The sequence below is a fragment of the Pseudomonas sp. B22(2017) genome (assembly GCF_002113105.1).
GTDB lineage: Bacteria > Pseudomonadota > Gammaproteobacteria > Pseudomonadales > Pseudomonadaceae > Aquipseudomonas > Aquipseudomonas asiatica.
This window is the reverse complement of the sequence record NZ_NEJN01000002.1, coordinates 227,892-247,076: the sequence shown is the minus strand read 5'-3', so window position 1 is coordinate 247,076 and position 19,185 is coordinate 227,892. Positions and strand designations below refer to the sequence as shown.

Genomic DNA, 19,185 nt, shown 5'->3' with positions numbered 1-19,185 from the left:
CCGGCTGAGCATCCCTGGCAGGCGCACTCTGCCAGGGGTTTTCGAATTCTCAGACGGCGGATGGACTGCTTATGCCTAGCCAATCTGATTTGCGTTACAGCTTCCAGCCGCTGGTTGGAAAAGCTGAATTCGAAGTGGTGTCGTTCGAACTCCGAGAGGGGATCAGCAAGCCCTTCGAGCTGGAGCTGAAACTGATCAGCTTCGAAAACGATATCGACTTCGGCCACCTGCTCGACAAGCCCGCACTTTTTACCATCTGGGACGGCGAACGCCCGGTGCGCTACGTGCACGGCCTGGTCAGCCGATTCAGCCAGGCTGAGAGCGGCTTCTACCGCACCTACTATCACGCGCTGGTCGAGCCCCAGCTGGCCCGGGCCGACCTGCGCTCGAACTGGCGCATCTTCCAGCAGAAGACCGTTCCGCAAATTCTCGAGCTGATGCTCCAGCGCCAGGGCATCAACCAGTACGAACTGCGCGCCAGCATGGACCATCAGGTCCGCGAGTTCTGCGTTCAGGCCGGTGAGACGGACCTGGCGTTCATCGCCCGCCTGGCTGCTGAAGAAGGCTTCGTCTACCGCTTTGCGCACAGTGAAAAGCTGCACAAGCTGATCATTACCGATCGGCTGCAATCATTCGGGCTGATCAGCCATGGGACCATCAAGGCCGAGGATGACGACGAGGGCTTCTTTGATGCCGACGAGCCTGTAGACCCCAACAGCGTGCTGTACCAAGCCACCGGCGGTGGCGATCAAGCCATGCCGTGCCTTCGCCGTTTGCGCTACAGCGAGCAGGTGCGCACCGCTCGCCAGGTTCAGCGCGACTACACCTTTACCAACCCGGCCTACCGCCAGGAACACAGAGCTGCCGGGCCCTTTCTGGAGCATCAGTCCAAAGAGTACGAATTCTTCGATTACCCAGGCCGTTACAAACGCGATGCGGTCGGCAAGCCGTTCACTGAAAACCGCATCACTGCCCTGCGCCACGATGTGCGTATTGCAGAGGTTGAGGGTGACGATGTTCGCCTGCAACCGGGCCTGAGCTTCAACCTGACAGGTCACCCACGTGACGACCTCAACGCGCATTGGCGGGTGAACACGGTTACCCACAAAGGCATCCAGTTCACCAGCCTGCAGGAAGAAGCCGCTGGCGCAGATGTAAGCACGCACTACGAGCAGACCGCCGTGCTGGTTCCCGGCCGGACCGAATGGCGCCCTGCCCCACTATCAAAACCACGCGTTGATGGCCCGCACATGGCTACCGTGGTCGGCCCGAAGGGAGAAGAGATCTATTGCGATGAGTGGGGCCGGGTGAAGGTCAGCTTTCCCTGGGACCGTGAAAGCCAGAACAACGAGTTCAGCTCCTGCTGGGTGCGTGTGTCGCAAGGCTGGGCCGGTGGCAGCTGGGGCGCGATGGCGATCCCGCGCATCGGCCAGGACGTGATCATCCAGTACGTCAATGGCGACCCCGACCAGCCGATGATTACCGGGCGCACCTATTGCGGTGACCAGCTCCCGCCCTACGACCTGCCCGACCACAAGACCCGCATGACCATCAAAAGCCAGACCCACAAAGGGGATGGTTTCAATGAACTGCGCTTTGAGGACGAACTGGGCAAGGAAGAGGTGTTCATCCATGCCCAGAAGGACCAGAACACCCAGGTCAACAACAACCAGTCTCTCACCGTCGGTGTTGATCGCACCCAGAGCATTGGTCAGGACGAGTCCGTTGCCATCGGACGCAATCGCCTGCGCGTCGTCAAGGTCAACGACACGCTGAAAGTCGGCGGCGGCAAAAACGACCTCATCGCCGGCGACTACGAGATCGAAGCAGGCAACACCCTGCGCCTCAAGTGCGGCAAGACACTGATCGAGATGCAGGCCAACGGCACGCTCAATATCACCTGCGAGACCTTCAACCTCACCGGGCAACAGACCGGACAGATCAACACGCCCGCAGCGAAGCTCGACCTCAACCCTGAGGGCGGAGCGGCGGGTGCCGCAGCGGATGGACGCGATAGCAGTGCACTGAAAGCCGATGTGGATGGGCATTTCAAGTAGCTGCTTGCACTTGCCCGTACGTAAAGACCTCCTGAAAGGACTCCCGCAATGACGGAATACCTGACTCACGACCTGATCCTCAATCTAGGCGAGGAAGCACCTGAAGACCTCACGCTCAACATGCTGCGCTTTCGTGCCCGAGACACCACGTTGGTAATGGCGCGCAGCCCCGTCGCCAATGACAAGACCCTGGACCAAGCCATCGATGAGCAACTGCGGATGCTGCGGAAAAAGTCCGGGGCAATGACCATCACACCCACGAAGATCGCGCGTTTGGGGGGCGGTGAACACTCCGTCGAAGCCCGCGAAATGGCCATTGAATTCAAGGTGGGGGACAAGCCCAATTTCCAGCTCCAGGCCGCCTGCATGATTCCAGGTCAGCACCGGCTGCTGGTGATCAACTACAGCAAGCCAAGCCCTTTGAGCAGCGACGACATCGAGCACTGGCGCGCAATCAAACAACAGCTCCGATTCACCTGACCCCTTCACCACCCAGGTCAACCTCATTCAGAACTTTTGGAGCTTGCAAGCCATGGCGCAGATCGTTCACGCCGCCCGCATGGGCGATGAAATCCTGCATCCGTCCCTGATCGCCGAAATGGTCAGTGCAGTTGCAGAGGCCGTCATTTATGCCGCAGCCACCGCCGCCGTGGCTGCCGCTATCAGCCTGGCCGTTGTCGGTACTGTCGCGACGGGGGGCGCAGCTGGCATCGCCATCGCCGCCGTTGCGGGAGTGGCGGTCGGTGCGATGAGCACCCTTTCGGTCGGTGAAGACCAGACTGTCGGCGATGCCATCTCCCGCTTTTGCGACAGCCTTGGCAACAGCGTGGATGCACCCGACCCCTACGGAAAGATCGAAAGCGGGTCACACAACGTGTTCGTCAACAGCAAGCCCGCCGCTCGCGCAGCCGGTATCACAGGGCCGCCAGGAGGGGGAGCGGCCGACGCAGAGCAAGCAGAGCCTTCGATTCTGGAGAACGTGGGCTCCATGGCCATGGCGGCGGTGCCCTACCTGCTCCCGGTGGTGGGGCTGGGCATGGCGATACGCGACATCTTCAACCCGCCCGTCACCACGCCAAAGGACCCCGGCGCGGAATCCAAAGAGCAGGACAAGATTTCATGCAGCCGCCACCCGCCTTTGCCCGAAAACCATATTGCGCAAGGGTCGGACAAGGTCTTCATCAACGGCCAGCCTGCAGCGCGATCGGGTGACAAAACCACCTGCGATGCCACGATCGATGTGAATGAGAAAGTATCGCCGAATGTGCGCATTGGCGGCGGGACAGCGACGGTTCGGGATATTCGCAATGGCAAGAGCAAGGTTGCGATGTTTACCGGGATTATTGCGGGGATACTTATTTCAAGACGTTTTGGGCGCATTAAAGGTTGCAAGGCTGGCAACCCTGTTGCTGTAGCCACGGGTAGCAAATTCCAGGACGGTCCCGAGGACACTGACTTCAGTCTCCCTGGCCTGCTCGGTATCGAATGGGCTCGCCGCTACGATAGCAGGGACACTCGCAATGGTGGCCTGTTCGGAAAGGGCTGGAGTGTTCCTTATGAAGTTGAACTGGTCCGCGTCCCGCATCCTGAAGGCGGCGAGTTGTGGATTTACGTCGATGAAGAAGGCATTCGCCTGGAACTCGGGCGCCTGCGCGCCGGCGATGCCTTTGTCAGTGTTGTGGACGGCTTGGCTTTCTTCCAGTTGGAGGATGGCCAAACGGTTGTCGAGGACATTCATGAGGGGCGCTACAAGGTTTTTGATGTCGACCCGCACGAGCCCTGTCGTTCAAGACTCATCAGGCTGAGCGACCGCAATCTCAATTACGTAGATGTGCTTTACGACAAACAAGGGCGCCTTCAAGCACTCTATGACAAGTACGGCCAGACGGTTGTCCAGCTTCACTATGATGCTGCGCATACAAGGCGCGTATGCAAGGTGTCGCGGCTCTTCCTATCAAATAACGGTGAGCCCGCTATCGAGCGGAACGAGCTGCTGGTCAGCTACGGCTATACCGACAGTGGACAGCTGCAAGAAGTTCTGGATGCAACGGGCCAGGTGGTGCGTAACTTCGGTTATACCGAAGAGGGCTATCTGAAGCGTCACCAACTGGCCAGCGGTGCCGTCCGCGAGTACGAGTGGGCACGCTACACCATTCCTGAAAAACGTCCTACACCAAGACGGGCGGACGGAACACCCTATCGCCTGCCGCCTTTGCTTGAACCGCAACCTGACCACGAATGGCGGGTGGTTCGTCACTGGGGTAGCGATGGGGAGGAGTACAAGTTCGAGTACAACCTCGAAGAAGGCGAAACCCTCGTAACAGACGGACTGGGACGTATAGACCGCTATTTCTGGGGCCCGCTGTACGACGTTTACAAGCATGTCGATGCACTTGGGTACTGCTGGCAAGCAGAGATCGTCGCCGGCCAGTTGGTCAAACGAACTGATCCACAAGGCGGCGAGTGGCAATACAGCTATGACGATATCGGGCGTCTGATCGAGACACGTGACCCGCTTGGGCGAAGCGAACGCATAAACTATCTGCGCCACTGGGCTTTGCCCGTTCAGGTCACAGACGGAGCAGGACGTACCCGGCGCTACGGCTACGATGCTCATGGCAATTTACTGTGGGAGCAGGACCCACTGGGCCGGAGCACACAGTATCAATACAACCCGGAAGGACGTGTTACCCGCGTCACCGATGCCCTTGAAAAGACCAAGCACCTGGGTTGGAACACCCGTGGCCAGTTGCTCAGCTATCGCGACTGCAGCAACAACCAGACGCTGTACCACTACGACTTGCATGGTCGCCTGAGCGAAAGCATCAATGCCCGCGGAGAGCAGACCCACTTCCGCTACGACGCTCGCGGCTACCTCATAGAAAGCGAACGGCCCGATGGTCGTATCGACCGCTACGAAGTTGATACCGCCGGCCAGCTGACGCGCTACATCGATCCTGCGCAAAAGAAGCTGCAATTTCGCTACGACCGCAGCGGGCGTATGGTCGAACGGCTGGACGTCATGGGTCACAGCGTAAGATTTCGCTATGACGCCTATGGCCGACTGCTACAGCTCACCAACGAAAACGATGAATCGTATCGCTTTGGCTGGGACAAGCTGGACCGCCTAATCGCGCAGGAAGACCTGGATGGCAGTGGTCGCATTTATGAATACGACGTGTTGGATGGGGTCACCACCCTCACCCACGTGCCCTCTCCCCATGAACAAGCGCCTTTGTCCGAGAACGCCCCGGCAACTCGAACAACGCCGATTCGCCACGACTTCGAACGTGATGCCGTCGGCCGCCTGCTGAGCAAGCGCACCGAGGATGGCATTACCGACTACTGCTACGACACCGCCGACAACCTGTTGTCCATCACTTTCACAAATAATCAGGATGAAGAACAGCAGCTTGAATACACTTACGACCCCGCAGGGCAACTGTTGAGCGAAACTAGCAGCGCCGGGCTGTTGCAGTATCTCTACGACGAGTTGGGCAACCTGCAGACGCTCACCCTCCCCGATCAACGCAATATCAATTACCTCTACTACGGCAGTGGGCACCTGCACCAGATCAACCTGGACGGCCGGGTCATTAGTGACTTTGAGCGTGATGCCGTGCATGACGAAGTCATGCGCACCCAAGGCAGCCTGATTACGCGCACCCGTTATGACAAAAGTGGGCGCTTGAGTGGCAAGGCAATCCACTACCGCGATGCCCCCGCTGAAGTTCTGCCATTACTGGACAAAACCTATCGTTATGACGCCAGCGACAACCTCATCGCCGAAGTCCTGACCCAGACCCAACGTCGCAGCCTTGGCGACATTGCAGCTGATGACACCGCGCACCTTGAGCAGATCATTGGCCATTTTCATCGTTCGCCTCACACAGGCAAGAGCTACACCGGCAGCAACCGTTATGGCTACGATCCGAACGAACAGCTACAGAATACCAACCAGTCTCGCCCCAACTGGCAAGCGACACAGGTTGAGGATTTCAAGTACGACAAGGCCGGCAACTTGTTCGACGGACCGAAGCTCCACGGCTTGATCAAGCACAACCGTGTCCTGGTCTATCAGGACAAGCGCTACCGCTATGACCGATTTGGGCGATTGTGCGAAAAAAGGATTGGAAGTAACTGGGTACAGCACTTCGAGTACGACGCCGAACAACGCCTGATATGCGTAGACCAGTACCGCAGCGGTGAGCGTGAACGTGTTATGTTCCGATACGATCCTCTGGGAAGGCGAATCAGCAAGGAAGTTTATCAAAGCGATCACTCGGAACCTCGTCAGCGAGTCCTGTTTCACTGGCAGGGATTACGCCTATTACAGGAAATTCAGAGCGGCCTATCTAGTCTATACGTTTACACCAGTCCTAAAAGCTATGAGCCTTTGGCTCGAATTGATGGGGGTTACGGAAAAGAAAGCATCCAGCATTTCCACACTAATCTGGCAGGCCAACCTGAACAGCTGACCGACGAAAGCGGCGGCACTATCTGGCGCAGTGACTATTGCGGCTGGGGGGAAATTAAAGAGCAATGGCAAGATCAAAGAGAATCGCGAGAGCAAAATTTGCGAAATCAAGGACAATATCACGATCGCGAAATCGGACTTCATTACAACACATATAGATTTTACGACCCAAGCATTGGTCACTTCACCCAACCTGATCCATAGGGCTTTCCGGAGGTATAAATTTTTATCAATATGCCCCCAATTCAATTAGTTTCGTCGACCCATTAGGCTTAGCCTATGATCCAATTTCTGCATTACTAGAACTTGGTTTCACAGGTGTAGAGCAGACACAGAGCGGTGGCCTTGACTACAGAAACAGCAATGCACTTTACACAAAGAAAAATATCAACCCTGTGGTAACCATTGAATATACCGGGGATTATGCGCTGGATGCGCAGGCAGCAAACACCAAAGCAGGACTGAATCAAAAATCAACTCCTAGGGGCTATGTATGGCATCACGTTGACGACTATAATGCCCAGACCAATCGCGGGACCATGCAGCTTGTAAAACAGACCGCACACCTCGGGATAACTCACAATGGAGGCGTAAGTCAGTACGCAGCCGTGACAGGCAAAAGGTATACACATCCAGCCAGATTTTCTAAAGGAGCAAAACCGTGCCCGTAAAATTGATAGAAAGTGAACAACCCATATCCACAAGCGACTTTCTTGAATTCACAAAATCAATAGATGCACACCCAACAAGTGAATTCATGAACTTTTATCTGACCAACAACGGCGGATTCATTGATGATAAACAACACACCGAATCCGAGCTTCTAATAAATAGCTTTTTATCAATAAAATATGGTGAAGCCACGATAGAAAACGTCTACAAACAACTAGTCAAAAGCACCCCTTCGCTAGCCGGACTCATACCATTTGCCTATGACGACTGCGGCAACCTATTCCTACTATCAACAAATAACGATGATAATGGCCGCGTTTACCTATGGTTACCAAGCGAGAGCGAGAAACTCCCAATTTCTGACACATTCAATTGTTTTCTTCATATTCTCAGCTCTACACGAAGGGGCCACCATGAATAATAAAATTCAATAATTCGAAACATTCTATCTACAGGTATGCAGTGAACCAGATAACTACGACACCTCCGACTCAAATGGCAAACCTTTATTCAAGCGCGCCTTGAAGAAATACGGCCCACTAGCCCCGGATGAAATGTACGGTTTCGAACCCACTCTTGTGGCCGGAGGAAAACCAACCTTGGACAATCTTTGCAAATTAAAACTCGATCCCCATCTTCTAATCCTGCGTAGCTTCGACACACCGAAACTACCTGGAACTGATACTGATCAGCTTCGAAAACGATATCGATTTCGACTACCTGCTCGACAAACTCGTATTCGGGTATGATCGAGGATATGCAACACCAAGAGTACGACATTCACCATATCAAGCCAAGAGAATACGGCGGTGACAATACTTTCTGGAATTTAGTATCCGTACAGCGCAAGACGCACCAAGAACTCTTCAACACATTCTGGCGAAACCACAATGAACTCTAACAAGTTAACCACTGTAATTAGCAGACTAAAAAACAAATAGTCATCACCACAAATAGCCTACCATCATAAAGAAAAGTGCCCATTCCTTCTGGCCTGCACTTTTTCAAGCGGACTCAGCGATAGAGAAATTTCTGACCTTACACCCAGTTTCCCCAATGAACTCTTAGCACTATGGCGACTCAGCAAAAAATCCGAACTCTTTAAAGATAACCTATATGGACAATGGGGGATCGAAATGCTCACCCCGGAAGAATCCATCACCGAAACTGAAAAACTGCGACATACCCGAAGCGATGAAACACTAGCAGGCGACATCGTCGTCGGCCGACTTTATGGCGACTCCGAATTATTAATACTTACCAAAAATGGTGAAATTTTTGCCTGCACACCTCTTGACCACAGACACGAATGGATAAAAGCAGCGGGATCATTATCGGAGTTTATGGAGAAAATAGCCGACGCAGAGGGCGCCAAATTTTGGGAAACCTCCCACTAAGCGAAAGGGCGATCAACAGACATCCAGCAGTATGTCTGTTACCGCCAAATAAAACCACCTGTCCGCAGGAGAAAAACATGGAACTTCCTTTCGCAAAATTCCAAGCCCAATACACCAAGATGCAAAGTGGTGCAATTAATAAATCCCCCGTACTTTCCGACGTACGAAGCAAAACCTGCTTATTGCCACCCTACAAAAACAACAAGGCAGAGTTCTACAATACGCTATACCACATCCCAACCCTGCATAAGCACCTTGCATTCTTTGGACACGACTTCACCGGATGTTTTTTTGTCAATACAGAGGACTCCTCCATCGGATACATGTTTGAAAACGACGAACTGACCAACACCACATATTGCAACTCCACAATAAACCTCTTCATAACCTTTCACAACCTATTTATAAACCTAATAACCAGAATAATGAGCATTGAAATATTAGATACCAACAAGCAGATCGCCACACTTCAAAAATTTTATTCCGAAATAGACAGCAAAGCCATGGCCAAGGAGGACAACTTTTGGGTCATGCGCCTCTATGAGTTATCAGAAGAATTTTTTCCGCTGGATGACTCGAGAATAAAGCTCTACCAATCACTATAACAAGCACAACTAGAGATCTCACATATGGACACGCTCGGGGACAAAAAGCGGTACTTCATAGAGAACTTTTAAACACGAACAGGGTAATCGGCGAGTCAACATCCAACAACAGAGGCAACAAATATAATTCTTTCAGTCAGTCCAGGACCGATGAGCGGGTTGCGTACTTCAAGCAGGCATCACACTCCTCTTAACAGCTGGGCCGGTGGCAGCTGGGGCTTGATGAAGAGCTCGGAGACCACACCCCACACCTCGTCCGAGTATTCGTAACGCTTAGCCATCACAGAATGCCTTTCCGTCGATGCCGGGGGACTCTGCAAAGTTTCAGCGTTCGAGGGGCGGTGATTGGGTTACTTGGGATTTCGTACAAAGCCTGGAAAGGCCCGAATGCCCATGGATCCTGATGGATCTGACTGAAACGAAAAAAGACGCCGAAGCGTCTTTTTTCAATGATTTACAGACTTCCATGGAACCCTGTAAATCTATATTTGGAGCGGGAAACGAGACTCGAACTCGCGACCCCGACCTTGGCAAGGTCGTGCTCTACCAACTGAGCTATTCCCGCGTCGTGATGGGTGCCATTCTATCGATTTCTAAAACAGCGTCAACCCCTTGATTCAAAAAAACTTTTATTTCTGCTCCGAGCCTTCGCGCAGGTGCGGCCAGGCGGCCAGCAGGTAGTGCACCATCGACCACAGGGTCAGCCCCGCCGCCACCAGCAGCAGCGCGTAGCCGAGGATTACCCAGAAGGTCACCGCTGGCGGGTTGCCCAGCAGGATCACCAGCGCCAGCATCTGTGCCGCAGTTTTCCACTTGCCGAGGTTGGACACCGCCACATGCGCCCGCGCGCCCAGTTCGGCCATCCACTCGCGCAACGCCGAAACCACGATCTCGCGGCCGATGATCACCGCGGCCGGCAGGGTCAACCAGAAGTTGGCGTGGGTCTGCACCAGCAGCACCAGGGCCACCGCCACCATCAGCTTGTCGGCCACAGGGTCGAGGAAGGCACCGAACGGCGTGCTCTGCTGCAGGCGGCGCGCCAGGTAGCCGTCCAGCCAGTCGGTGGCGGCGGCAACGGCGAACACGCTGCTGGCGGCCATGTAGCTCCAGTGGTAGGGCATATAGAACAGCAGGATGAAAATCGGGATGAGCAGGACGCGTAGAACGGTGAGCAGGTTTGGAATATTCATCGGTACGACTGGCCGCAAGTTGAGCCCGCATTCTACTCGCTATGCAGGCTGGCATAAATCGACTCGGCAAGCTTTTTACTGATGCCGGGTGCTTTGGCGATTTCATCGACACTGGCGCGGTTGAGCTCCTGCAGGCCGCCGAAATGTTTCAGCAGGTCGCGCCGGCGCTTGGGCCCTACCCCGGCCACATCCTCCAGGCTGGACACCCGGCGGGCCTTGCCGCGGCGGGCGCGGTGGCCGGTGATGGCGAAACGGTGGGCCTCGTCGCGGATCTGCTGGATCAGGTGCAAGGCCGGTGAGTCGCCCTTGAGGGTGAACTCATGGTGCACGTCGTTCAGGTACAGGGTTTCGAAACCGGCCTTGCGCGTCACGCCCTTGGCCACCCCAAGCAGGGTCAGGTCGCTGAAGCCCAGCTCCTGCATCACGTCACGGGCCATGTTCAACTGGCCTTTGCCGCCGTCCACCAGCAGCACGTCGGGCAGCTTGCCCTCGCCATCCTTGATGCGCCCGTAGCGGCGGGTCAGGGCCTGGTGCATGGCGGCGTAGTCGTCACCAGCGGTGACGCCTTCGATGTTGAAGCGGCGGTAGTCGGACTTGAGCGGGCCTTCGGGGCCGAACACCACGCAGCTGGCCACGGTGGCTTCGCCGCTGGAATGGCTGATGTCGTAGCACTCCAGGCGCTGCGGCACCTCGTCCAGGCCCAGCACCTCGGCCAGGGCCTCGAAACGTGCGGCCATGTGCTGGCGGTTGGCCAGGCGCGCATTGAGCGCCTGCTCGGCGTTGGTCACCGCCAGCTGCTGCCAGCGGGCGCGGGTACCGCGTACCCGGTGGCTGATGGTCAACTCGCGGCCGCGCAAGGTCTGCAGGGCTTCGCTGATGGCTGCGAAGTCTTCGTGCACCACGTTGACGATCAGTTCGCCCGGCAATTCGCGCTCGGCATTGCCCAGGTAATACTGGGAGAGGAAAGCGGCCATTACTTCGGCCACCTCCTCCTCGATGCCCACCTGCGGGAAGAAGTTCTTGCTGCCCAGCACCCGCCCGCCACGCACGCTGATCAGGTGCACGCAGGCGCCACCGGGGTTGACGAAGGCGGCGATAACGTCGACGTCGCCGCTGCCGCCTTCGATGTACTGCTGGTCCTGGACGCGCCGCAGCAAGGCGATCTGGTCGCGCAACTCGGCGGCCTTCTCGAAATTGAGGGCCATGGCGGCCTTCTCCATCTCGGCATTGAGCTCGTTGCCCAGTTGCTGGCTACGCCCTTCTAGGAACATCACCGAGTGGCGCACGTCCTCGGCATATTCCTCGGCGGTCACCAGGCCCGTGCAGGGCCCTTTGCAGCGTTTGATCTGGTACTGCAAGCATGGCCGGGTGCGGTTGGCGTAGTAGCTGTCTTCGCACTGGCGCACCGAAAAGGCCTTTTGCAGCAGGCTGAGGCTTTCGCGAATGGCGCCTGCGCTGGGGTACGGGCCAAAGTAGCGGCCCTTGGCCTTCTTTGCCCCACGGTGAATGCCCAGCCGCGGAAACTCGCCGTCGGAAAGGAACACGTAGGGGTAGGATTTGTCATCGCGCAGCAGGATGTTGTACGGCGGCCGCCACTCCTTGATCAGGTTCTGCTCCAGCAGCAGCGCCTCGGTTTCGTTGGCGGTGATGGTGGTTTCGACCTGGGCGATGCGGGCCACCAGCGCGGCGGTCTTGGGCGCCAGGCCGGTCTTGCGGAAATAGCTGGCCAGGCGTTTCTTGAGGTTCTTGGCCTTGCCCACATAAAGCAGCCGGGCTTCGCCGTCGAACATCCGGTAGACGCCCGGGCGACCACTGCAGGTAGCCAGGAATGCGCTGGCATCGAAAACTTGGGACATGAGGTTTTACAGGCTTGCGTCGACCATGCCGTGGCGAACGGCCAGCAAGGTCAGTTCGACGTCGCTGGTGACCGAGAGTTTTTCAAAGATCCGATAACGGTAAGTATTGACGGTCTTGGGCGAGAGGCACAACTTGTCGGAGATGATCTGCACTTTCTGGCAGCCGACGATCATCAGGGCAATCTGGATTTCCCGCTCCGACAAGGCATCGAACGGCGAGCCCTGTGGCTGGAATGGCTTCAGCGCCATCTGCTGGGCAATCTGCGGGCTGATGTAGCGCTGGCCGGCGAAGGCCAGGCGGATGGCCTGGACCATTTCGTCAAGGCCGGCGCCCTTGGTCAGGTAGCCAGCAGCGCCGGCCTGCAACAGGCGCGTGGGGAACGGGTCTTCCTCGCACACGGTCACGGCAACCACCTTGATGTCCGGGTGGCTGCGCAGCAGCTTGCGGGTGGCCTCCAGGCCGCCGATGCCGGGCATTTTCACATCCATCAGCACCACATCCGGCTTCAGTTCACGGGCCAGCCTGAGTGCCGACTCGCCCGAATCGCCCTCACCCACCACCTGCAGGCCATCGATGTCGGCCAGCATGCGTGTAATACCGGTTCGTACCAGATCGTGATCGTCGACCACTAAGACCCTAATCAAGCACACACCTCGTCAGCAGGGCGATTGGATCCCGCCACCTTAACAAAATTTTTCACGGCGGACCTAACGCATTCCTTCCGTAAGAAACCCCTGACGTTCAACCGTAAGCGGCCTCACTGTCTGCCGGGATTTGTCGTTGTTGGTCAAACGCCGCAACAAGTGCCAGAGTGCTGCCTGATCGTCGCACGACAACTGCCGGAAAGCCCCCAGCAAACCGAACTCATCGGCGCTCAGCCCCTCGAGCGGTGCCGGGGTGCGGATACCGCTGAGCACATAGAGTGCATCCACGCCCCGGGTTGCCAATGCCGCCAGGTAATCGACCCGCGGCGAGCGTTCACCACTCTCGTATTTGCCCTGGGCATTGGGTTCGACCCCACCGATATCGCCAAACACGCGCTGGGTCATCCCCAGACGCTCACGCTCTTCCCGCAGCCGCGGACCGATTCCATTCATGGGGGGCTCCTTATCCCTGATCACACTCATGTACGGCCTACCCACCTGCAGGCAGCCGTGAACGCCTGAGTTCACTATGCCGATGCTCACCAGTCGCGACAAGCCATCATTGAGCTATTAGTCGATCGTGCGCTGCATGCGCACAAAGCATTCGTCCTCACCCATTTCGACGAAGCCGTGGCGCTGGTAGAGCACCCGCGCCGGGTTGCTGCGAAACACCATCAGCCGCAGCAGCGGCAGGTGCCGCTGGCGGGCCCACAGTGCCAACTGCTCCAGCACCCAGCTGCCGACCCCACGCCGACGGTGCTCGGGTAACAGGTGCAACTCGCGGATGAACAGCGCCTGGCGGTCCTGGCTGAGGCTGCAGAAGCCGAGTACCGCGTCGCCTTCGGTCACCAGCCACTGCTCGCGCCAGCCCCAGGCTTCGTCGAAGGCTTCCTCTAGCCACAGCAGGTCATATTCGCGGTAGTACGGCAGCATGGCGCGGCGCGTGAGGTCGCGGGCGAAGGTGCGGTGGGTGTCGTTGGCGGGGGTCAGTTTCAGTGACATCACATTTCATACTCTTCGGTTTGCCAGGCCCGGCCCTATCGCCGGCAAGCCAGCTCCCACAGGTACAGCGATAGCCTTGAAGGCAGCGCAGTACCTGTGGGAGCTGGCTTGCCGGCGATAGGGCCAGTACAACGAACATCAATCATTGGGCGTAGCACACGGGCGAACTGCCGGGCCCACGCCGGTCCAGTTCGTCCTCCAGCCATTCAGCCAACACCCGGGCATTGTTGTGCTCGGTATCCTTGCCCGCATAAAGCAATGTCAGCGTGCCCTTTCCGGCCAGGTCCAGCAGCGGATACCAGTGCTCGGGGTGGGCCGCCAGTTCGTGCTGGTAACGCTGGGTGAAGCCGGCGAAATCCACTTCACCCTGGTGAAACGCCTTGCGCAACTCATCCGAGGGTGCAACTTCGCGCAACCACTGCCCGTGCAGGTCTTCCTTGCGCTTGTTACGCGGCCACAGGCGATCGACCAGCACGCGCTGGCCGTCGTCTTGCTCAACCGCATCGTAGACACGCTTGCAGCGAATCATGGGTTTCTCCTGCCACTACCGTCCGTCTTGAGCCTAGATAAATCATTGATCGAGGTCACGGCCGGGTTACGAATTGTTTCTATGCTCAAGGCCTTCGGCACCCTTGCCACACCCCGACCGGAGCCACCATGGCAACCCCCTCACTGGCCAGCCTGCCGCAACTGGCCCAACGCGATGCCCGCCCGCAACTTGCCCACAAGCCCGGGCGAGCCACCCTGGTGTTGTTCTTCGGCCTGCTGCTGGCCGGCATTGCCTACACCGCCTGGAGCCTGAGGCAGGATGTGACGGCCAGCGGCACGGTAATCACCACAGTCACACCATTCCTGCTGCTGGGCCTGGCGTTGCTGATTGCCCTGGGCTTCGAGTTCGTCAATGGCTTCCATGACACCGCCAACGCAGTGGCCACCGTCATCTACACCCACTCGTTGCCTGCCCCCGTCGCCGTGGTCTGGTCCGGGCTGTGCAACTTCCTCGGCGTGCTGCTTTCCAGTGGCGCGGTGGCGTTCGGCATCATCGCCCTGCTGCCGGTGGAGCTGATTCTGCAGGTCGGCTCCTCGGCCGGTTTCGCCATGGTCTTCGCCCTGCTGCTGGCAGCGATCATCTGGAACCTCGGCACCTGGTGGCTGGGCCTGCCGGCCTCATCCTCGCACACCCTGATCGGTTCGATCATCGGCGTGGGCGTGGCCAATGCCCTGATGCATGGGCGCGACGGCACCAGTGGCGTGGACTGGGCCCAGGCCAGCAAGGTCGGTTATGCCCTGCTGTTCTCGCCACTGCTCGGCTTTGCCTGTGCCGCCCTCTTGCTGCTGGCACTGCGCGCGCTGGTCAAGCGCAAAGCGCTGTACCAGGCGCCGGAAGGCCAGACACCGCCACCGTGGTGGATCCGCGGCGTACTGATCCTGACCTGCACCGGGGTGTCCTTTGCTCATGGCTCCAACGACGGCCAGAAAGGCATGGGCCTGATCATGCTAATCCTGGTTGGCACCCTGCCGATGGCTTACGCATTGAACAAGACCATGCCCAATGAACAGGCCCTGCAGTTTTCCGCGGTCGCCGAGGTAACCCGCCAGGCACTGGTGCGCGGCGCCCCGCAAGCAGCACCGGCCGACCCACGCCAGGTGCTGACCACGTTCATTGCCGAGCCCAGGGCCAACCCGCAACTGATACCGGCGCTGGCGGCGCTGACCGGCATGATCGGCGAAGAGGTCAAAGGTTATGGCTCGCTCAAGCGGGTACCGGCGGAAGCCATGGCCAACGTGCGCAACGACATGTACCTGACCAGCGAAGCCATCCGCCTGATCGAGAAGAACCAGCTGGTGGTATTCGATGCAGGTACACGCAGCCAGGTGCTGCTGTTCAAGACCCAGCTGGATGATGCCACCCGCTACATCCCGCTGTGGGTGAAAGTGGCCGTGGCCATCGCACTGGGGCTGGGCACCATGGTCGGCTGGCGGCGCATCGTGGTGACGGTAGGCGAGAAGATCGGCAAGACCCACCTCAGCTATGCCCAGGGGGCTTCGGCCGAAGTGGTGGCAATGTGTACCATTGGTGCGGCGGACATGTTCGGGTTGCCGGTGTCGACTACCCATGTGCTGAGTTCCGGGGTGGCCGGGACCATGGTGGCCAACGGGTCGGGGATTCAGAAGCGCACGCTGGTCAACCTGCTGATGGCCTGGGTGCTGACCTTGCCAGCAGCAATGCTGTTGGCCGGCAGCCTGTACTGGCTGCTGCACCACATTTTCTGAGCCTGAAAACAGTTTCGCCTTCACTGGCCCTATCGCCGGCAAGCCAGCTCCCACAGGAACACCACAGACCTCAAGCCCTGTGCATTACCTGTGGGAGCCGGCTTGCCGGCGATAGGGCCCTTACAGCCAACCTCAACCTGGAATTTTCAGCCCGCGTTGCACGGCCGGCCGCTCGAGGAACGCCGCCAGCACCCGCTGCACTTCCTTGAACTGATCGAAGCCTACCAAATCTCGGGCGTTGTAACGCTCAACCAGGTTACGCACCCACGGGAAGATCGCGATATCGGCAATGCTGTACTCGTCGACCATCCATTCCCGGCCTTTCAGATGCCGGTCCAGAACACCGAGCAGGCGCTTGGACTCGTTGACATAACGGTCCCGCGGGCGCTTGTCCTCGTATTCCTTGCCAGCAAAGAAATGGAAGAACCCGACCTGGCCAAACATCGGCCCGATGCCACCCATCTGGAACATCAGCCACTGCAAGGTCTGGTAACGCTGGGCCGGGTCCTGGCTGAGCAACTGGCCGCTCTTCTCTGCCAGGTACTGCAGGATCGCCCCCGACTCGAACAGCGGCAGCGGCCGGCCGCCAGGGCCATTGGGGTCGAGGATGGCGGGGATCTTGTTGTTGGCGCTGAGCGAGATGAACTCGGGGCTCAGCTGGTCATCGTTGTCGAAGCTGACCTTGTGCGGCTCATAGGCCAGGCCGATCTCTTCGAGCATGATCGACACCTTGACGCCGTTGGGCGTCGGCAACGAATACAGCTGCAGGCGCTCGGGGTGTCTGGCGGGCCACTTGCGGGTAATGGGGAAAGCACTGAGATCGGTCATGATCAACCTTGCCTGGGGAATGAACCTCTCACTCTAGAGACATCCCCGGCCGCTGACCATCACCGACCACTCATCAGCACCGGCGGCTCAGGCCTGGCCGTGGGCCTTGAGCTTGAGCTTTTCGGTATCGACGCGAACGAACACCGAGTCGGCAGTCACTGTCAGCACATCGTCGGCCCAGACTTCGCAAATCACCCGGGTCTTGCGCCCTACCTCACCTTCCACACGCGCCTTGAGCAACAATTCGACACCCATGGGCGTGGGCTTGAGATAGTTCAGGCCAAGGCTGCCAGTGACACAGTCGATGCGCGGCAGGCTGCCCGCTTCGCGACCTTCGTTGCGGTAGTGGTAAGCCATTGCCGTCCAGTTGGAGTGGCAGTCGACCAGCATCGCCAGCAGCCCGCCATAGACCAGGCCGGGCCAGCCGATGAAGGTGCGGTCGGGCGCGTGCCGGCACACCAGGTGGATGCCGTCGGCGTCCCAATGGCTTTGCAGGTGCAGGCCGCTGGGGTGGGAACAACCGCAGCCGTAGCAAGTGCCGTCGGGTGCGGCGAGGGCCTGGAGGGAAAGGGAGTGGTCGTTCATACGCTTCCTGTGCTTATTGATATGGGGGGGCGCGCAACGCCCCCACATTAAAACAGAAACATCAGGCCGTCTGGGCAACCACCCTGGCGCGCCGCTGGGTCAGCGAAACCAGCAGGATGAACGCGGTCACCCCGGCGGTCATCAGCGTCTCGTAGCGGTAGGCATCGCTGAACAGCATGTAGCCCAGCACCATGACGATGGTGCCGATCACCAGCCAGGTCAGCCATGGGAACAGCCACATCTTCAGCTCCAGCGTCCGCCCTTCGCGCTCGGCACGGGCCCGCATGCGCAGCTGCGAAACGGCAATCACCAGGTACACCAGCAAGGCGATGGCGCCGGTGGTGGACAGCAGGAAGCCGAATACCTTGCCCGGGAACACATAGTTGACGAAGCACCCGGCAAAGCCGGCCAGGGTCGAGAAGATGACCGCCACGGTCGGTACGCCCGAGCCGGAGATACGCTTGGTAACGCTCAGCGCCTGGCCACGGGCGCCCAGCGAATAGAGCATGCGCGACGCAGTGTACAGGCCCGAGTTCATGCAACTGGTCACGGCAACCAGCACCACGATATCCACCAGCAGCTTGGCGCCCGGCACGTTCAGCACTTCCAGCACGCGCTGGAACGAACCTACCGCTTTGAGGCCCGGGTCGTTCCACGCCACAAGCGACACCACAAGGAAGATCGACGCCAGGTAGAAGATGGCGATGCGGTACACAACAAGGTTGGTAGCGCGGCGGATCTTGTCTTTCGGGTTGGCGGTTTCGTCAGCGGCAATGGTGACAATTTCGGCGCCGAAGAACGAGAAGATGGTGATCAGCACGCCACCGAGCACGGTGCCGAAACCGTTGGGCATGAAGCCGCCGTTGTCCCACAACCGGCTGACCCCGGACACCTCGGCCAGCGGCCAGACGCCGAACACCGCCAGGCTGCTGACCACGATGAAGGCGATGATCGCCACCACCTTGACCAGCGCGAACCAGTACTCGAAGGCACCGAAGTTCTTCACGCTGATCAGGTTGGTACCCGACAGCACCAGCATGATCAGGAAGGCGAACAGCCACGACGGCACGCCAGGGAAGTAGGCATGCAGGATGTCGGCGCCGGCAATGGCCTCGACCGGAATGATCAGTACCCAGAACCACCAGTACAGCCAGCCGATGGTAAAGCCCGCCCAAGGGCCGATGGCTTCGGAGGCATAGGTGGAAAACGAGCCGCTGTTGGGGTTGGCGATGGCCATTTCACCAAGCATGCGCATCACCAGCAAGACCAGCAGGCCAGTCATGGCGTAGGAGATGAGGATGGCCGGGCCGGCGGTGGCGATGGCGTTGGAGGAACCGATGAACAGGCCGGCGCCGATGATGCCGGCGATGGAGATCATGGATACCTGACGGGACGTCAGGCCGTGCTGCAGGGAGCGCTGTTTGTTGTTGTTTGGCGAAGCCATGAAGAACCCTCGAATGGGTCGGCCGCAGCGGGGCGGCTGAAGACTGGAGCAGAATTCTTATAAATTTCTGATGTTCGTTTTTGTTGTTTTGCAGATGCCGGAAGCGGGTACTTACCTCCTCTTCGCACGACCGGTTGTAATCGTTGATCCAGG

Annotated in this window: 18 protein-coding genes, 1 tRNA gene and 1 pseudogene; 10 read left to right on the top strand and 10 right to left on the bottom strand. The window is 58.3% G+C overall.

The genetic code is table 11. From position 1 onward, the window contains the following. The first annotated feature begins 71 nt into the window (after nt 1-71). The 9 genes and pseudogenes from CAG18_RS04995 (at nt 72) to CAG18_RS04960 (ending at nt 9,208) form a co-directional block, all read left to right on the top strand. Nucleotides 72-2,057, top strand: a complete 1,986-nt coding sequence (locus tag CAG18_RS04995) for a type VI secretion system Vgr family protein (protein ID WP_085720504.1) — start codon at nt 72-74, stop codon at nt 2,055-2,057. 48 nt (nt 2,058-2,105) lie between these two features. Then, a complete protein-coding gene (locus CAG18_RS04990) occupies nt 2,106-2,537 on the top strand; it encodes a DcrB-related protein (protein ID WP_085720503.1) in 432 nt (143 codons plus the stop codon). A 52-nt stretch (nt 2,538-2,589) separates the two neighbouring features. Further along, the gene (locus CAG18_RS04985) at nt 2,590-6,738 is read left to right on the top strand and encodes a DUF6531 domain-containing protein (protein WP_256573339.1); all 4,149 of its coding nucleotides are present in this window, start codon (nt 2,590-2,592) and stop codon (nt 6,736-6,738) included. Further along, nucleotides 6,735-7,205 (top strand): HNH endonuclease, encoded by a 471-nt coding sequence (locus CAG18_RS27445; RefSeq protein ID WP_371807310.1) that lies wholly within the window; start codon nt 6,735-6,737, stop codon nt 7,203-7,205. The genes CAG18_RS04985 and CAG18_RS27445 overlap by 4 nt, the downstream gene beginning before the upstream one ends. Beyond that, nucleotides 7,196-7,627 (top strand): SMI1/KNR4 family protein, encoded by a 432-nt coding sequence (locus CAG18_RS04975; RefSeq protein ID WP_082810546.1) that lies wholly within the window; start codon nt 7,196-7,198, stop codon nt 7,625-7,627. Before CAG18_RS27445 ends, CAG18_RS04975 begins: the two co-directional genes overlap by 10 nt. A gap of 61 nt (nt 7,628-7,688) precedes the next feature. Continuing rightward, nucleotides 7,689-7,955 (top strand): annotated as a pseudogene (locus CAG18_RS04970) (T6SS immunity protein Tdi1 domain-containing protein); the annotation flags it as partial. Beyond that, a complete protein-coding gene (locus CAG18_RS27440) occupies nt 7,952-8,107 on the top strand; it encodes an HNH endonuclease domain-containing protein (RefSeq protein WP_082810545.1) in 156 nt (51 codons plus the stop codon). The pseudogene CAG18_RS04970 and the gene CAG18_RS27440, both read left to right, overlap by 4 nt. Nucleotides 8,108-8,342: 235 nt before the next feature. After that, complete coding sequence (locus CAG18_RS26145) at nt 8,343-8,603, top strand: hypothetical protein (protein ID WP_143492627.1); 261 nt, start codon at nt 8,343-8,345, stop codon at nt 8,601-8,603. Between the two features lie 77 nt (nt 8,604-8,680). Beyond that, nucleotides 8,681-9,208 carry a hypothetical protein gene (locus CAG18_RS04960; RefSeq protein ID WP_085720502.1) on the top strand — a complete coding sequence of 176 codons (528 nt, stop codon included), beginning with the start codon at nt 8,681-8,683 and terminating at the stop codon, nt 9,206-9,208. Between the two features lie 489 nt (nt 9,209-9,697). On the opposite strand, the gene CAG18_RS04955 is transcribed toward CAG18_RS04960, so the two are convergent. The 7 genes from CAG18_RS04955 to CAG18_RS04925 form a co-directional block, all read right to left on the bottom strand. After that, a tRNA-Gly gene (locus tag CAG18_RS04955) sits at nt 9,698-9,773 on the bottom strand. 64 nt (nt 9,774-9,837) lie between these two features. Then, nucleotides 9,838-10,398: a CDP-diacylglycerol--glycerol-3-phosphate 3-phosphatidyltransferase gene (gene pgsA, locus CAG18_RS04950; RefSeq protein ID WP_039613116.1), complete on the bottom strand. Its 561-nt coding sequence runs from the start codon at nt 10,396-10,398 to the stop codon at nt 9,838-9,840. A gap of 32 nt (nt 10,399-10,430) precedes the next feature. Further along, entirely contained in the window at nt 10,431-12,254 is a 1,824-nt protein-coding gene (uvrC, locus tag CAG18_RS04945) for an excinuclease ABC subunit UvrC (RefSeq protein ID WP_013973365.1), read from the bottom strand. A 6-nt stretch (nt 12,255-12,260) separates the two neighbouring features. Then, nucleotides 12,261-12,899: a UvrY/SirA/GacA family response regulator transcription factor gene (gene uvrY, locus CAG18_RS04940; protein WP_015271036.1), complete on the bottom strand. Its 639-nt coding sequence runs from the start codon at nt 12,897-12,899 to the stop codon at nt 12,261-12,263. A 63-nt stretch (nt 12,900-12,962) separates the two neighbouring features. Beyond that, nucleotides 12,963-13,352 (bottom strand): helix-turn-helix domain-containing protein, encoded by a 390-nt coding sequence (locus CAG18_RS04935; RefSeq protein WP_085720501.1) that lies wholly within the window; start codon nt 13,350-13,352, stop codon nt 12,963-12,965. A gap of 117 nt (nt 13,353-13,469) precedes the next feature. Continuing rightward, complete coding sequence (locus CAG18_RS04930; RefSeq protein ID WP_015271038.1) at nt 13,470-13,901, bottom strand: GNAT family N-acetyltransferase; 432 nt, start codon at nt 13,899-13,901, stop codon at nt 13,470-13,472. A 142-nt stretch (nt 13,902-14,043) separates the two neighbouring features. Continuing rightward, nucleotides 14,044-14,430, bottom strand: coding sequence for a DUF488 domain-containing protein (locus tag CAG18_RS04925; RefSeq protein WP_085720500.1), 387 nt, complete (start codon nt 14,428-14,430; stop codon nt 14,044-14,046). 128 nt (nt 14,431-14,558) lie between these two features. On the opposite strand from CAG18_RS04925, the gene CAG18_RS04920 reads away from it, so the two are divergent. After that, nucleotides 14,559-16,175 carry an inorganic phosphate transporter gene (locus CAG18_RS04920; protein ID WP_085720499.1) on the top strand — a complete coding sequence of 539 codons (1,617 nt, stop codon included), beginning with the start codon at nt 14,559-14,561 and terminating at the stop codon, nt 16,173-16,175. Nucleotides 16,176-16,307: 132 nt separating this feature from the next. Here the strand turns inward: CAG18_RS04920 and CAG18_RS04915 are convergent, their stop codons facing one another. The 3 genes from CAG18_RS04915 to CAG18_RS04905 all read right to left on the bottom strand — a co-directional run bounded on the left by CAG18_RS04915 (nt 16,308) and on the right by CAG18_RS04905 (nt 19,032). Continuing rightward, complete coding sequence (locus CAG18_RS04915; protein ID WP_015271041.1) at nt 16,308-17,003, bottom strand: glutathione S-transferase N-terminal domain-containing protein; 696 nt, start codon at nt 17,001-17,003, stop codon at nt 16,308-16,310. An 87-nt stretch (nt 17,004-17,090) separates the two neighbouring features. Continuing rightward, a complete protein-coding gene (locus CAG18_RS04910) occupies nt 17,091-17,588 on the bottom strand; it encodes a PaaI family thioesterase (RefSeq protein ID WP_085720498.1) in 498 nt (165 codons plus the stop codon). A gap of 61 nt (nt 17,589-17,649) precedes the next feature. Next, a complete protein-coding gene (locus CAG18_RS04905; RefSeq protein ID WP_085720497.1) occupies nt 17,650-19,032 on the bottom strand; it encodes an amino acid permease in 1,383 nt (460 codons plus the stop codon). Between the last annotated feature and the right edge of the window lie 153 nt (nt 19,033-19,185).